At 28.8% G+C, this 15281-nt stretch carries 22 protein-coding genes and 1 pseudogene; 20 read left to right on the top strand and 3 right to left on the bottom strand.

Translation table 11 applies throughout. The features are described from left to right. The first annotated feature begins 175 nt into the window (after positions 1-175). The 15 genes and pseudogenes from PL321_RS04260 to PL321_RS04195 all read left to right on the top strand — a co-directional run bounded on the left by PL321_RS04260 (position 176) and on the right by PL321_RS04195 (position 8639). A complete protein-coding gene (locus tag PL321_RS04260; protein WP_273963587.1) occupies positions 176-700 on the top strand; it encodes an FmdE family protein in 525 nt (174 codons plus the stop codon). A 2-nt stretch (positions 701-702) separates the two neighbouring features. Then, positions 703-957, top strand: coding sequence for a hypothetical protein (locus tag PL321_RS04255; protein ID WP_273964716.1), 255 nt, complete (start codon positions 703-705; stop codon positions 955-957). Then, a pseudogene (locus PL321_RS20945) lies at positions 885-1704 on the top strand (FecCD family ABC transporter permease). Before PL321_RS04255 ends, PL321_RS20945 begins: the two are co-directional and overlap by 73 nt. A 101-nt stretch (positions 1705-1805) precedes the next feature. Beyond that, on the top strand, positions 1806-2135 hold the full coding sequence (locus tag PL321_RS19625; RefSeq protein WP_337961073.1) for an ABC transporter ATP-binding protein: 330 nt from the start codon (positions 1806-1808) through the stop codon (positions 2133-2135). Positions 2136-2266: 131 nt separating this feature from the next. Then, positions 2267-2497 (top strand): ABC transporter ATP-binding protein, encoded by a 231-nt coding sequence (locus PL321_RS19620; RefSeq protein WP_337960957.1) that lies wholly within the window; start codon positions 2267-2269, stop codon positions 2495-2497. A gap of 14 nt (positions 2498-2511) precedes the next feature. Further along, positions 2512-3090, top strand: a complete 579-nt coding sequence (locus PL321_RS04230; RefSeq protein ID WP_273963584.1) for an ABC transporter substrate-binding protein — start codon at positions 2512-2514, stop codon at positions 3088-3090. Between the two features lie 62 nt (positions 3091-3152). After that, positions 3153-3416: a hypothetical protein gene (locus PL321_RS04225; RefSeq protein WP_273963583.1), complete on the top strand. Its 264-nt coding sequence runs from the start codon at positions 3153-3155 to the stop codon at positions 3414-3416. 698 nt (positions 3417-4114) lie between these two features. After that, positions 4115-4540: an ABC transporter permease gene (locus PL321_RS20940; protein WP_443110739.1), complete on the top strand. Its 426-nt coding sequence runs from the start codon at positions 4115-4117 to the stop codon at positions 4538-4540. After that, entirely contained in the window at positions 4516-5202 is a 687-nt protein-coding gene (locus tag PL321_RS04220) for a hypothetical protein (RefSeq protein WP_273963582.1), read from the top strand. The genes PL321_RS20940 and PL321_RS04220 overlap by 25 nt, the downstream gene beginning before the upstream one ends. Next, positions 5199-5486 (top strand): DUF6449 domain-containing protein, encoded by a 288-nt coding sequence (locus PL321_RS20935; protein ID WP_443110738.1) that lies wholly within the window; start codon positions 5199-5201, stop codon positions 5484-5486. The genes PL321_RS04220 and PL321_RS20935 overlap by 4 nt, the downstream gene beginning before the upstream one ends. Before the next feature lie 223 nt (positions 5487-5709). After that, positions 5710-5934, top strand: a complete 225-nt coding sequence (locus tag PL321_RS04215; RefSeq protein WP_337960956.1) for a GntR family transcriptional regulator — start codon at positions 5710-5712, stop codon at positions 5932-5934. A gap of 153 nt (positions 5935-6087) precedes the next feature. Beyond that, a complete protein-coding gene (locus PL321_RS04210; RefSeq protein WP_273963581.1) occupies positions 6088-6459 on the top strand; it encodes an ATP-binding cassette domain-containing protein in 372 nt (123 codons plus the stop codon). Between the two features lie 37 nt (positions 6460-6496). Next, positions 6497-6985, top strand: a complete 489-nt coding sequence (locus PL321_RS04205) for a hypothetical protein (protein WP_273963580.1) — start codon at positions 6497-6499, stop codon at positions 6983-6985. Further along, complete coding sequence (locus tag PL321_RS04200; protein ID WP_273963579.1) at positions 6960-7922, top strand: hypothetical protein; 963 nt, start codon at positions 6960-6962, stop codon at positions 7920-7922. Before PL321_RS04205 ends, PL321_RS04200 begins: the two co-directional genes overlap by 26 nt. A 399-nt stretch (positions 7923-8321) precedes the next feature. Next, positions 8322-8639: a hypothetical protein gene (locus PL321_RS04195; protein ID WP_443110691.1), complete on the top strand. Its 318-nt coding sequence runs from the start codon at positions 8322-8324 to the stop codon at positions 8637-8639. 100 nt (positions 8640-8739) lie between these two features. Here PL321_RS04195 and PL321_RS04190 read toward each other — a convergent pair whose 3' ends face one another. The 3 genes from PL321_RS04190 to PL321_RS04180 form a co-directional block, all read right to left on the bottom strand. Next, positions 8740-8985, bottom strand: a complete 246-nt coding sequence (locus tag PL321_RS04190) for a thioredoxin family protein (protein WP_273963578.1) — start codon at positions 8983-8985, stop codon at positions 8740-8742. 287 nt (positions 8986-9272) lie between these two features. Continuing rightward, positions 9273-9719 carry a hypothetical protein gene (locus tag PL321_RS04185; RefSeq protein WP_273963577.1) on the bottom strand — a complete coding sequence of 149 codons (447 nt, stop codon included), beginning with the start codon at positions 9717-9719 and terminating at the stop codon, positions 9273-9275. Positions 9720-9861: 142 nt separating this feature from the next. Continuing rightward, complete coding sequence (locus PL321_RS04180) at positions 9862-10365, bottom strand: hypothetical protein (RefSeq protein ID WP_273962624.1); 504 nt, start codon at positions 10363-10365, stop codon at positions 9862-9864. Between the two features lie 537 nt (positions 10366-10902). Between PL321_RS04180 and ppaX the strand changes: the two genes are divergently transcribed. The 5 genes from ppaX (at position 10903) to PL321_RS04155 (ending at position 15172) form a co-directional block, all read left to right on the top strand. Next, entirely contained in the window at positions 10903-11529 is a 627-nt protein-coding gene (ppaX, locus tag PL321_RS04175; protein ID WP_273963576.1) for a pyrophosphatase PpaX, read from the top strand. A 301-nt stretch (positions 11530-11830) separates the two neighbouring features. Continuing rightward, positions 11831-13075, top strand: coding sequence for an ABC transporter substrate-binding protein (locus PL321_RS04170; protein WP_273963575.1), 1245 nt, complete (start codon positions 11831-11833; stop codon positions 13073-13075). Between the two features lie 100 nt (positions 13076-13175). Beyond that, entirely contained in the window at positions 13176-13481 is a 306-nt protein-coding gene (locus PL321_RS04165; RefSeq protein WP_273963574.1) for a carbohydrate ABC transporter permease, read from the top strand. An 8-nt stretch (positions 13482-13489) separates the two neighbouring features. Then, positions 13490-14800 (top strand): ABC transporter permease, encoded by a 1311-nt coding sequence (locus tag PL321_RS04160; protein WP_273963573.1) that lies wholly within the window; start codon positions 13490-13492, stop codon positions 14798-14800. A gap of 258 nt (positions 14801-15058) precedes the next feature. Next, positions 15059-15172, top strand: a complete 114-nt coding sequence (locus PL321_RS04155; protein WP_273963572.1) for a LacI family DNA-binding transcriptional regulator — start codon at positions 15059-15061, stop codon at positions 15170-15172. Positions 15173-15281: the final 109 nt, after the last annotated feature.

The following is a 15281-nucleotide window of genomic DNA, read 5'->3' as shown; positions in this document are numbered from 1 at the left end:
ATAAATTATATTGACATTAAAATTAAATTTTGTTAACATGAAAGTGGAACACGAAGTTCCCTATGCTTTTATTTAGACTAAAGGATGAATCTAAACCCACGAAGGGTAATACCTTCGTGGGTTATTTTGTTTAAAGGGATAGAAAACAAAATTTAACATTAAGGAGGTTTTTAATATGAATAAAGAGCTTTGGAAAAGATGCGTTGAATTTCACGGACACGAATGCTCAGGTCTTGCAATAGGCTTTAGAGCCTGTGAAATTGCAAGTAAAAAGTTAAATTTAAATTTTTCAAAGGATGAAGAAATAGTGTGTATAACAGAAAATGATGCCTGTGGTGTAGACGCGGTTCAGGTTATAACAGGATGTACAATGGGAAAGGGGAACTTAATATTTAAAGATAGAGGAAAAATGGCCTTTTCATTTATTAAAAGAGGGACAGGTGAGGGAATTAGGGTTATATTAAAGCCTACAAATAGGGAAATGTCAAGGGAAGAAAGACAAAAGTATATTCTTGAAGCCCCTATTGATGATGTATTTGAAATAAAACCAGTAAATATGCCATTACCAGAGAAGGCAAGGATATTTAATAGTATTATTTGTGCAGAGTGTGGAGAGTCAACTGCAGAACACAGAATAAGAATACAAAACGGTAAGATGGTTTGTTTAGACTGCTTTAGAGAGTATACGAGAGGTTGGTAAATATGCAAATAAATTTAACATATAGGATGTACATAGGAAGAAAGAAACATATACTCATACTTCTTTTTATTCTTTTATTAATTCTTTCCTTTATATCACTAAATTTAGGAGCAAGCAAAGTTACGTTAATAAACATAATTGGCCTTGTAACAGGAATAAAGGATGAAACAGTAAACTTGGTTTTATGGAGAATAAGACTTCCAAGAATACTGCTGCAATTGTTGCAGGAGCAGCACTTTCAATTTCAGGCTGTATAATGCAAAATAATTTAAGAAATGCACTTGCATCCCCTTTACACTTGGTATTTCAAATGCAACAGCCTTTGGTGCTAACGTAGCCATTATTTTGTTAGGTGCAGGTTCAACTCACAGCAGTACAAAGAATGCAGTATTAATAAATAATCCGTATTTAGTCAACCTATGTGCTTTTATATTTTCAATGATTGCAACATTGTTGGTAGTTAAACTTGCCCAAATAAAATTTTTTAGTAAAGAGGCTATAGTTTTATCTGGTGTGGCACTTGGTTCACTTTTTACAGCAGCTACAACGTTAATACAATACTTTGCACAGGACTATCAAGTTGCTGCAGCAGTCTTTTGGTCCTTTGGAGATTTAGGCAGAGTATCCTATAAAGAGGTTTTCATTATGGCAGTTGTAACTACACTGGCATTTATATACTTTACCTTCACAGGTGGGATTACAATGCACTTGAATCCTCTGATGATGTTGCAAAGTCATTGGGCGTTGATGTAGAAAAACTTCGCTTTCAAAGTATGATTATAGTATCCTTTGCTACGGCAACAGCTGTATCCTTTATAGGTGTTATTGGGTTTATTGGTCTTATTGCACCACATATAATGAGGAGAATTATTGGAAGTGATTTAAGATTTTTAATACCAACAGCAACACTTTTAGGTTCTGTTATACTCCTTTTATCAGACACACTTGCAAGGACAATTATAAGTCCAATTGTACTTCCAGTTGGAGTTGTAACTTCCTTTTAGGGGCTCCTCTTTTTCTGTATCTATTAATAAAGGGGAGAATAGATGATACTAAAGGTAGATAATATTTCTTTTCATATCCCAGTAAGACAGTTTTAGAGGAAATAAGTTTTAATGTAGATAAAGGTGAGTGTGTTGCAGTTCTTGGGGTAAATGGAGCAGGTAAATCTACTCTTTTAAAATGCATAAACAGAATACTTACTCCAAGTTATGGATGTGTATATATTGATAACAAAAATCTTAACAAATTAAATCAAATAGAGGTGGCACAAAATATTGCTTATGTTCCTCAACGTACAAATCCTTCAAGGATGACTGTCTTTGATGCAGTTTTATTAGGACGAAGACCCTATATTAAAGTAGATGTAACAAGTAAGGATATAGAAATAGTAGAAGATATTTTAAAAACCTCTCCCTTGAGGATTATAGCCTAAAGTATATAGACGAATTAAGTGGAGGAGAATTTCAGAAGGTCTTAATTGCAAGGGCACTTGCCCAACAACCAAAATTACTACTTTTAGATGAACCAACCAGTAGTCTTGATTTAAAAAATCAAATAGAGGTTTTGAATTTTATTAAAGGTATTGCAAAGAATTTAGGTGTTTCTGTTATAGTTATTATACACGATTTAAATCTGGCACTAAGATTTGCAGATAAATACATACTTATGAAGGATAAAAGGATATATTCAGTAGGTGGAGAAGAGGTAATAACTGAAAAATCAATAAAGGATGTTTATTTAGTAGATGTAAAGATTAAGAAAATAGATGATAAAAAGATTATTATACCTATTTAAGGAGGAATTTAATTATGAAAAGAAGGTTATCGCTACTTTTATCAGTATTAATTTTATTTTTATCCTTCTTTATAGTGGGTTGTAGCAAAAATGATACTAAAACAGCTCAAAGTGAAATTGTTGTAACAGATATGTTAGGAAGAGAAGTAAAGATAAAAGACAATGTTGAAAAAGTTGTTGCAATTGGACCAGGGGCATTAAGATTATATACTTATGTTGGAGATAAAAATAAACTTGTTGGAATTGAGGAGTTTGAAAAGAAAAATCCAAAGGGAAGACCTTATATTATTGCAAACAGAGAACTTGTGGATTTACCAACAATAGGATTAGGTGGGCCCAATAATCCACCAGATGCAGAAAAACTTTTAACTGTACAGCCCGATGTTATTTTTACAACTTATCCAAAGGATAAAGCAGAGGCAGATGATTTGCAAAATCAAACAGGAATACCTGTTGTAGTATTAAGCTATGGAAAAGTTTCTTTATTTGATGAAGCGGTTAATGAGTCTTTAAAGATTATTGGTAAAGTTGTAAATAAAGAAGAAAGGGCAAAACAAGTAGTAGATTTTATTGAAAATATAAAAAGGATTTAGATAAAAGAACATCAGATATAAAGGATGAGGATAAGCCATTTGTTTACATAGGTGCCCTTGGAATGAAGGGAATGCACGGTATAGAAAGTACACAAGGCAAATATTCTTTGTTTACAGCCTTAAATATAAAAAATGCAGGAGATGAAACAGGAAAGACTGGAAGTGTTATGATTGATAAGGAAAAGTTAATTGAATGGAATCCAAATATAATATTTATTGATTTAGGTGGATTAGAAATAGTAAAGCAGGACTATGAAAAAATTCAAAGTTCTATCATTCACTTTCTGCCTTTAAAAAGGAAAGGTATATTCACAACTTCCATATAATTTTTATAGTACAAACATAGATACAGCATTAGTAGATGCTTACTTTATTGGAAAGACAGTTTATCCAGAAAAATTTAATGACATAAATATAACGGAAAAAGCTGATGAAATATATAAGTTTTTTATAGGAAAAGAACTTTTTAATAAGATGCAGGAGGATTTTGGAGAGTTAGGGAAGGTAAGTATAAAATAACTATGTATTTCAATCATTTATATTTTGCTAAAAAATTCATATTAAGATAAGCCCCTTGAAGGATTTCTTTGGCATTCCTTCTACGGCTTGAGCAAGTCTAAGTTTAAAATGTACTATCCTTTTGAGTTATCGTTTTTAGGGACGCTTGGCACATTTTGAGTTGAATTAATTAGTTTTGTTTATTTAAGATTAAGACGTGCTTAAGCTTATGTAATAGCCTTATGAAACTCCTTACAAGGGGTATTTTATTATTTTAAGTATGTCAACAACTTTTTACAAAAGGTATTTACAAACTTAAAAAATCAATTACAATATAACTGTATTATATAATATAATACAGTTAATACACATAATACAGGAGGGAATAGTTCTATAAAAAAGTAAAATTATAAAACGTGTTGTTTAAATAAATTTTATGTTTATAAAGGGGATTTTGAATGAGTAGGATGGATATAAATCCTATATTTAAAAATGATATTAAAAGGTTTGGTGTTTTTAGCTTAATATATGCTGTTTTTCTAAGTTTTTTATACCTATTAGATTAATTGATTTAGTTAAAAATTCAGAGACATTAGAGTCCTTATATCAAAATGGTATTTTTAGATTCAATTCAAATCTGGGATTAAATATATTAGGTATTGTAATTTTTTCAGTTATACTTGGTGTTGTTATATTTAGTGAATTACAAAATAACAGAGCTAATAACCATATACATAGTCTGCCTTTTTCAAAGGGAAATATTTTAATAAATAAGATATTAGTAGGTATAACTTTATTAATAGTTTCTTGTTTAATTAATATTCTACTTTGTTATTTTATAACATTTAATGCTAAATATTTTAGTTTATTTAAGATAGATATATTAAAATATTACATTTTGGTATTTGTTTTAAGTCTGATTTTTTTATGTACAGTGTTTTGTTTTCAATAATAATATCAAATTATTTTATTAGTGCTCTTTTTAGTTTTACTGTTTGTGTACTTCCTATTGCTATAGTAAGACTTTTAAATATATTATTAGTAAACATATTTATTGGCAATTATGATGAACTTAAGGATATAATTTTACCACATCTTTTCCCTTTTAGCGTTATGGCAGATAAAACTTTAGAGCTATTTACTGTAAAAGATATTTCTTTATTTTTAATCAGTATCATTTTTATAGGGATTTTATCTTATTTACTGTTTAAATATAGAAGGAATGAGGATATTAATAGAATTGTTGTATTTAAGTTTTTAGAACCAGTATTTGCATATATAGCGACTTTTATTTTAATGATTTTATTTGCTATTTTAATAATGAATACTACATATAAGAGCTTTTTAGGGTTAGTTATAAGTTGCTTGATAGGTGCTTTTTTAGGATATTATATTTCGCAGATGGTTTTACATAAGGAATTGGTTGTATTTAGATACTTCAAGGGTTTTTATATTTATGTATTTTTTATGTTGATTGCTTTATTTATACTTTGCAAGACTAATATAGTATACAGACATACACCTCCAAAAGTTAACGCTGTTGAAGGTGCCTATGTAACTAAAGATTATCATAAGTTTATAACTCTTGAAAAAATAATTTTGATTACCTTATAAAAAGTCCTGAAACAATAAAACAGATAATAGATCTGCACAATTATTTAATTAATTTAAAACAGAATCAAGATGACATTAGTTCCATTTATATTGTATACAAGCTGAAGGATGGTTCTGTAATTAAGAGAAAATATAAAATTGATTATACTGTAAAAGAAGAAGAATATTTAAATAAAATATCAGAGGATAAGGATTTTAAGATTATTGAGTATGATATTTTACGTATAGAGCCAGAGCACATAAAGGATGTGCAGTTTTTTATAAAGACAAAATATTTGAATTAAAGGACAGAGAAGATATAAGGTTTGTATATGAAAATTTAAAGCAAGATATTTTAAATAATTCGTATAAATTAAATGAGTCAGAAGTACAAATAAGAATATCTGTATATCCTCAATATTGTGAAAAATATAGAATAGACATCAAAGAGCCTTTTTATATTACGAAATAAAAGAGAGCAGTCAATGGATAGAGGAGGTTATAAAGTAAAGGAATGGAGGCGAGATAATGTTTGAACTTGATGTAAGAAGTAGAGTTCCTATTTATGAGCAGCTTGTTGAAAAAATAAAGGAGCTAATCATAAAGGGATTATTAAAGGAACACGAACAATTACCTTCAGTTAGAGCACTATCAAATGATTTAACCATAAACCCTAATACTATTCAAAAGCATATAGGGAGCTTGAAAATCAGGGATATATATACTCTATACCCGGAAAGGGAAGTTTTGTAGCTCCATTAAAAAGTAAAAATATAAACAAAGAAAGGGTAGAAAAAATTTTAGAAGAAGTAAAGAAACTTGTACTTGAGGGATTTTATTTGGGAATGGATAGAGAGGATTTTTAAAAGTTTTAGAAGAAGCCATAAAAATTAAGGAGGGTTTATAATGTTAAGGGTAAATGGACTTTATAAAAAATATGATGATTTTGAGGCAATTAAGAATGTAAGTATCAATATACCAAAGGGAGTTGTTTATGGACTTATAGGTTCAAATGGTGCTGGAAAAACAACCTTATTAAAGACTATTACTGGAATATTTAAAAAGGATAAAGGCAGTATAACTTTAAATGATATAGAAATATATGAAAATGTCGATGCTAAAAAGAATATGTTTTTTATAGCAGATAATCCTTATTTTTATCCTGGATATACAGTAAAGGATATGGCAAAGTTTTATAAAAATGTATATGAAACTTGGGATGAGGTTAAGTATGAAAGGTTAAAGGGGATATTTAAAATAGATGAAAATAAAAAGTAAGAAATATGTCTAAAGGAATGCAAAAGCAAGTAGCCATATGGCTTGGACTATCAACAAATACAGATTTTTGATTTTAGATGAACCACTTGATGGTCTTGATGCTGTTATTAGACAAAGAGTAAAAAAATTGATTTTTCAGGAGGTTATAGATAGAGAACTTACAGTATTAATATCATCCCATAATTTAAGGGAACTTGAAGATTTTTGTGATTATATTGCAATTTTACATAATGGGGAAGTTATTTTAGAGAGAGAAATTGAAAAACTTAAATCTACTATTTTTAAAGTAGAGGTTGCATTTAAAGATGGTATGCCTGAAGAACTTATTGAAAGTATAAAACCGATAAAGAGTGTACAAAAGGGAAGAATGTGGGTATTTATAGTTGAAGGAGAAAGACAAGAAGTTGAAGATATTATTCAATCCTATAATCCTGTTTTATTTGATGTGGTAGCACTTACTCTTGAAGAAATATTTATGTTTGAAATGGAGGGGATAGGGTATGATTTTGAGAGCATCAACTATTAATGCAATATTTAAAAATGATTTAAAGAGATTTTGGGTTGTTGGGCTTTTATACTTATTTTTAATTTTTTTATTCATACCTTTTGATATGTTAATTTTATTATCGAAAGGTGGAGAAAGGGAGGAACTAACTTTCTTCATTAACCAAATTTTTAGTCATCCAAATCAAAACTTTATAATAGGTATGTTTATTATAACTCTATTAGTGGGGCTAATTATAGTAAGAGAGATACAGGCATATAGAAGCAATATTCATATTTTTAGTCTCCCATTAACTAAGAAAGATATTTTATTAAATAAAATTTTTGTAGGTATTGTGTTAATTATTATGCCGATTTTAATTAATTTTGTTATAACAGAAGTAGTTTATATTGTATTTAATGCAAAAGGTTTGATACAGCAAAACTTAATAATAAGTTTTTACTTTATGCTGTTTATAGTTTGTTTAATTTTTCTTCTACAAAGTTTTCTAATAGGAATTATAACATCAAATTCGCTGTTTCAATTATCAGGTTCATTAGTTTTTAATTTTATTCCAATAATATTTTTTATCATTTTACATAACTTTTTAAGTGTTATTTTTTATGGGATATATTTAGATAGAAGTTTTGACACTTTACTATCTAATAGGTCTTTTATGTTTTATTTATTTCCCTTTGCAAGTTGGTTGACTTCAGAAATTGCATTTAACAAGATAGTTTTTGCAGATTTAGCATATTCAATATTGGCAATATTAATTTATCTGACGTTGCTCTACATACTTTTTACAAAAAGGAAAAATGAAAAAGCAACAAAACTGATAGTTTTTGATAAGATAGCTGATGGAATTAAATATTTTAACACATTTTTAATTATGCTTGCAATTTCAAGTTTTACCACAGTTATAGTTAAAGGTACCATTAAAACAGTATTTATATTTACCATAATAGGTGCTTTTTAGGATATTATTTATCAGAAGCTATATTAAAACGTAATTTCAAGATACATAAAAATTTAAAGCAATATATAGTTATAATAACCATAATTTCTGTGTTTTTAGCATTCAGTCAGACAGATTTAATTTTTAGTCATAACCCTCCTGATATAGATGAAATTGAAAGTGTATGCATTTCAAATAATAAAAAGATCATATATGATATTGAATACGAATTAAAAGAACCAAGACTTTTTATAAAAAATAAAGATGTGATAAAAATATAATTTCTTTACAAAAGCATATTACATCTTTAAAAGGGATTATACTTCTTCAGAAAATTTATATATTGTATATAAACTTAAAAATGGAAAAGAAATAAAAAGACTATATGAAGGAACTTTTGATAATAAATATATGGAGTATATGAATCTAATTGCTAAGGATGAAGGATACAAAAGGATAAATTATGATATCTTCAACATCGATGATAACCAATTTGAAAAGGTTATGATTTCTCTTGATAAAGGTTTTATTGAAATTGAGGATAAGGATAAGATTAAAGTTGTTGTAGATAGTTTAAGGAATGATATATTGTGCAACAATTATAAATTTAAGGATGATGTAATTTTTGATGGGGAAGAACAAGCAAAGGGGAGAATTGAAATAATATATGGAAAGGGTAGATATGTATCCTATTTAATAGACAAAAATAATAAATGGATAGAAAAAATTGTAAAATAAATTTAGAAAAGGTATAACAACCTTTTCTAAAAAACGAGTGAATAGTATTTATCAATTGTAGCCAGAAAATCATCAATACTTATTATTCTTGATTTTCTGGCTATTTCTTTTCATCTATAAATATAAGCAATGTAGGGAAAGTAAATATAGAGTATTCCCCAGCACATTCAGGAACATCAGTAATTTCAACCTTTGCAAGCTTTATATTTGGGTAGTTGATAAGTACTTCTTGAATCTTAGGATAAAGGGCGTGACATACACTGCAGGATTCACTTGAAAAATATAGGATGCACATTTTATTGTCCCTAATAAAATTTTTAATTGAATCTATGGATGCCAGTTTCATAAAAACACCTCTTTAATATAATATCAATATAATATGATATTATACAATATTTTAGTTTTACATTCTACTTTTAATTCATTATATATTTTGACAAGGTTTTGAAATATTATGTAATTATGTTATCATTATATTACTAAAATAATTTTAGATGATTGCAGAATGTAAAAATTAAAATTGTGGATAACTTTTGGATTTTACTAAAAAATCACAAAAAAGAACATGCCAAAAACCTTTGATAAAAAGGCATGCGAAGCATAAATACAAATTTTGGATTGTGGATATGTGGATTAAGCAGGTATTTTAAGAAGTTTTGATATACTTCTTAAATATTCAGGTTTATTTATGGCGTAAGCCAATATTACATTTATAAGTTTAGATATAGCAGTCAAATATAAGTCAGCACGCATTGTATAGGTATTAACAGTTTTAGGTTGCTGTATACAAGGGTTTGATTTTAAAGATGCTATTTCTCTCTCAATACAACAACGTATTGAATAAGTTTTTTCCCATTCCACAGAGTTCCTTATAATACCAGGATAAAGTCTAAAATTTTTATCAGGATAAACATAGGTCATACGACCACTTTTGCTATCAGTACATGGATTTTCACATGTATGATAAGGTTTACCATTTTTATCACGATGTGATTTAGGGCAAGTAAACTTATATCTTAAACTTCTATTTTTGCCTTTACAAGAACCATCAAATTTAAAATGTTCTTGTGTTAAGGGCATATAGGAATACCTTCGGTATTATATTCAAGTTCTCCAATTTTTGTATTGGATTGGCTACGAGGATTAAGTGGGATAAGAACTTTTTCAAATTCTAAATGTTTAAATAATCCAAAGTTATCATAACTATCAAATTCTGAATCACCTAAAAAAGTTTTAAATTTAAAATTTGAATATTTTTTAAGTTATTCAAAAATGGTACAATTACTGGTTTCAATGAAGCATTATCATAAAAATATTTTTGTTCTTCAGGAGTAGAGAATTCTTTTTCTACAGATTTATAAAAGTCTTCTTCGAAGAATTTTATGCTTAAAGGTATACCCCAACCATTAGTTAATAATCCAAATTTATAGAAGTAACCAAAATGTCCATTTACGAAATCAAGTCGTATATTTGGGTTAGCTTGAGAATACTTAGGCATGTTTTTATATGCGGCAGCATAGGGATTAAAGTTCTTGTCATTAATAATTTTTGAATATGCTTTTTGCTTATTTATTTCACTTGCAAGTGTTTTAGGATTATTTTCTTTTACACGAGGCTTTAATCCAGATGTATCATATATCAAAATTGAGTTTAAATTTTTATATGGGGAATCAGCAGGAAGAAGATTATTAATATCTTCACATATATCAATAACTTTAGGAACCATAGAATTAAATAAATCTGCGATATCACTTTCAAAAGTAGTTTTAAATCTACTGAAAAAGATTCATCAGGTATAGATTTATAGAAACCACAAAATTCTCTAATTTCAGTAGAAAATACAAGAAATAGATTTAACAACGCAGTTGTAGGTATATGAAATATTTGCATAATTAGCAAAGATGATAATATAGAAGAAAGCTCATATTCACGATTTCTTCCTAAATCTGAATAGTAATGTTCTTTAAAAGAATTAGGGATAAATGTATTAATATCAAAATTATCAGCAAGCAATTTAATAAACCCTACGGGTTGTTTAGTAACCATATTTTTAAATTCAGATACTTGCTCAAAAAGTTAAGTTGCTTAATTTTGCTAATACAAAACATGCTATTCTCCTCCTCTGTGGATAGTTTTAAAGGTTGTTATAATTTAATAATGCCACAGTGGAGGAAAATATAAAAGCCTTATGGCTAAAAAATAGTAAAATCAATGGTTGCAGAATTCTGCAACCGACTAAAAATAATTTGTTTAGGAGGGGCATATGTTTAAGGCGATATTATTTGACTTAGATGGAACACTTTTAGATACAAATGAACTTATAATTTCATCCTACAAATATACAATAAAGAAGCATTTAAATAGGGATTTAGAAGACAAAGAAATAGTGAGATATTTTGGAGAACCTTTACGGCTGACTCTTGAGAGATATGACAAAGAAAAGGTTGAAGAAATGTACAGAACCTATGTGAAATATAATGAAGAAAAACACGATAGTATGATAAAACTAATGGATAATGCAAAGGAAACATTGGAGGAACTTAAAAATAGAGGATTTAAAATAGGAGTTGTAACTTCTAAAAGAAAAGCTATGGCTGAGAGGGGTCTAAAATATTTTAATCTGATTGAACTTATGGATGTAATAATCGCTATGGAGGATACTAAAATACATAAACCTAATCCTGAGCCGCTACTTGAGGCGTGTAGAAGACTTGATATATTACCAAGTGAAGTTTTATATGTAGGGGACAGCCACTATGATGTTCAATGTGGTAAAAATGCAGGTTCTAAAACTTGTGTTGTAAAATACACTGTTTTGGATCTACAAGAAGTTTTAAGCTATGGACCGGATTTTGCTATAAATGATCTAAAGGAACTTTTAAAATTATGAATATTTATGAAAGTATATATATTTTAACAAAAATAAACAAAAAAATATTGACAATTGTATAAAAAATATGATATTTTCTAAATAAGAAAAGCTTTTCAAGTATATTTTATATTGTTAATCTAACACTAAAGGAAATTTTAATTTACTTTATTTATTTTTAACTAACTTGGAAACGATTCAAAACTGTTTAAATTAAATATTGGTATAAAATGGATAGTAATTATTACTATTCATTAATAAATATAAAGTATGAAGGGGATTATACAATGAAAAAGCTTTAGCTCTTTTAACCACAGTATTTTTGGTCGGAAGCTTATTTGTAGGATGTTCATCCAAAAACTCAACACAAAACTCAACTGGAGAAAACAAAAATGAAAAGAAAACTGTTGTAATTTACCAGAACAAAGTTGAAATCCATGATGCACTAACAAAATTTGCGGCAGAATATTCAAAAAAGACAGGTGTAGAAGTTATTGTTAAAACATCTGGTGGAGATTCACCATATGCAGAAAACCTAAAGGCAGAATTCCAATCAGACCGTCAACCTGATATCTTTGTAATTGAAGGTATGGGTGGTTATAATACTTGGAAATCAAAGCTTGTTCCATTTGAAGGCGATGAATGGATAGATCAAACAGATTTAGAGTTTGTTGTTGATGGAAAGGTATATGGATTCCCTGTTGCAGTTGAAGCTTGGGGTATGGCATATAATAAAGAAATGTTGGATAAGGCAGGAATAGATCCTAATACTTTAACATCACAAGAAGCATACAAAGCAGCATTTGAAAAGTTAGATTCAATGAAGAAAGAATTAGGTATTACATCTGTTGTTGCAATGGCAGCTGGTCCTGATATGAGATGGGTAACAGGTTTACATAACTTTAATGGATATTTATCAGCTGGTTTACCATATGGAGATAAGACAGTTCTAAATAAACTATTAAATGGCGAACCAGATATGCAAAGATTAAAGGAATATGCTGATTGGGTAGAGTTATTATTCAAGTATGCGGATAAAAATGTTCTATTAACTGGAAACTATGATGCACAGGTTGGACAATTTGCAACTAAGAAGGCAGCATTTATTCATCAAGGAAACTGGATAGATCCTTGGCTTGCACAAAACAATATTAATTTCCCTATGGGATTTGCACCACACGCGTCAGTTAAAGGAGAAATGAAGGGAATATTTATAGGTGCTCCATCATTCTATGTATTAAATAAAGATAGCAAAAACTTAAAGGAAGCAAGAGATTTTATAAATTATATTGCTATGTCAGAAGAAGGACATAACTATATGGTTAATGAAGCTAAAATGGTTCCTGCCTTCAAAAATGTAAAACTTAAGCCATCTGCACCACTTTCAACAAATGTAACAGAATGGTTAGCAAAAGGAAGTGCATATACTTGGTTGCAAAATGATATGCCAGATGGATTTGGTATGGGAACACTTGGACCAATATACGAAAGCTATGCTAAAGGTGATTTAACAAAAGAACAATTTATAGAAAAGATTGCAGAAAAGATCAAGTCAATTAAGAAGTAAAACTAAAGAAAGGGTGTTCCTGCTCACCCTTTCTTTTTCATAAATTTCAAAGGGAGAAATATGATGGGAAATAGGCAAAAAGTGATAAAGTAGTTTTTGGATGTTTGTAACGCCAGCATTGTTTGCTTTTGTTATGGTTGTAATTATTCCATTCTTTATGGGACTTTACTATTCCTTTACCGACTGGACAGCTGTTGCTGGCCTAAAGCCGAATTGGGTAGGTCTCAATAACTATACAAAAATGTTTTTAGACTATAAATTTTTATATTCTCTATATAGGACATTTATATTTACCCTTTTAAGTGTAGTATCGATAAATATTGTAGCATTATTGTTTGCTATATTAGTAACAAGAGAAATAAGATTTAAAAACTTTTACAGAGCGGGCTTTTTATACCAAACCTAATAGGTGGATTGGTTTTAGGTTATATTTGGCAATTTATATTCAAAAGTGTTGTTCCAGCAATTGGTTCTGCTATTGGAATTCAAAAGTTAGCAGATATTTTAATTCTATCAAATCCTAATTTAACCTTGTTTGGGCTTGTTTTTGCTTTTACGTGGCAGTATGCTGGATATATTATGATGATTTATGTTGCAGCGTTATTAAATGTACCACAGGAGTTAGTAGAAGCAGCATCGATTGATGGTGCAAATTATTGGCAAAAATTAAAGAATGTTACACTGCCAATGATAGCACATGCGTTCACAATAACTACATTCTTGACATTAGTCAACTCCTTTAAACAATATGATATTATAGTTGCACTAACAAATGGTGGACCAACAGCAATGTTTAAAGGTGATGTTGTAAATTCAACAGAACTTTTAGCAGTTCATATTTACAATGTTGCTTTTAAGTATAATAGGATGGCTGAAGGTCAAGCACGTGCAATTGTATTTTTTATTATGTTGTCTGTAATTTCTATAGCTCAAGTTTATTATAACAAAAAAGCGAGGTTGAAATGTAATGATTTCAAAAAGAAACTGAAAGAAGTATTGTTACAGTTATTAACTTTAATTTTATTTTTAATTACTATTTTCCCCTTCTTTATTGTGATTATAAATTCATCAAAATCCTCATTGGAAATTGTTACAAATCCCATTAAATTGCCTGACAGATGGGTGCAGTTGTTTATAAATATAAAAACTATATGGACAAATCCTAATTTAAGATATGCTTCAAGTGTATATGCATCAGTTATTATAACGACATTTTCGCTTCTTACTATAGCCCTATTTTCTGCAATGGCAGCTTGGGTATTGGTTAGACGAAAAACAAAGCTTTCAAATTTTATTTTTCTATTATTTGTAAGTGGTTTAATTATACCTTTTCAAGTAGTTATGTTTCCTCTTGTTTCGTTTTTTAGAATGATAAATGAAGCAATAGGATTGCCAATGCTAAGAACTTACCACGGTATGATTTTTGCTTACATTGGTTTTGGTGCACCACTTGCAGTATTTATGTTTCACGGGTTTATTAAAACCATACCTCTTGAATTAGAAGAAGCAGCTTGGATAGATGGGTGTTCAAAACCACAAATATTCTTTAAAATAATATTGCCTATATTGAAACCTATAATTGTTACAATATGTATATTAAATGCAATATGGATATGGAATGACTTTTTATTGCCGTCTCTTGTATTAGGAGTAGGTCAAAATATACAAACTATTCCACTTGCGATTGCTGCATTTGCAGGTTCTTTTGTAAAAAATGGGATTTGATAATGACAGCTGTATTGATGGCTGCAACACCTATAGTTATAGGATTCCTTATAGGTCAAAAACATATAATCAAGGGAATGATTTCAGGTTCTATAAAATAATAGTTTATATTTAGTTGACAAATAGTTAAACAAAACATAAAATAAATTTTGATTAAGTAACAGAAATGTTTTATATTAAAAATATTAAAATTTGTATATATAGATAAAGTAGATTATTCTTTTATATAATAAAATTATATCATTGTGGGGTATAATTATGAGTTTAAATATTAAGGATATAGCAAAACTTGCTGGAGTTTCGCCGGCTACAGTATCAAGGGTTATAAATGGTTCAGGGAATGTAAAGGATGAAAAAGAGAAAGGGTATTAAAAGTATTAGAGGAAACTGGGTATAAGCCAAACGCCCTTGCAAGGGGACTCATACACAAAAACATATACTCTTGGTATTGTAGTTCCTGATATTTCAAACATAAATTTTT

The organism is Caloramator sp. mosi_1 (genome assembly GCF_028622835.1).
Classification (GTDB): domain Bacteria; phylum Bacillota; class Clostridia; order Clostridiales; family Caloramatoraceae; genus Thermobrachium.
Note: the sequence above shows the minus strand (reverse complement) of the source record. Positions and strands in the feature narration are given on the sequence as shown.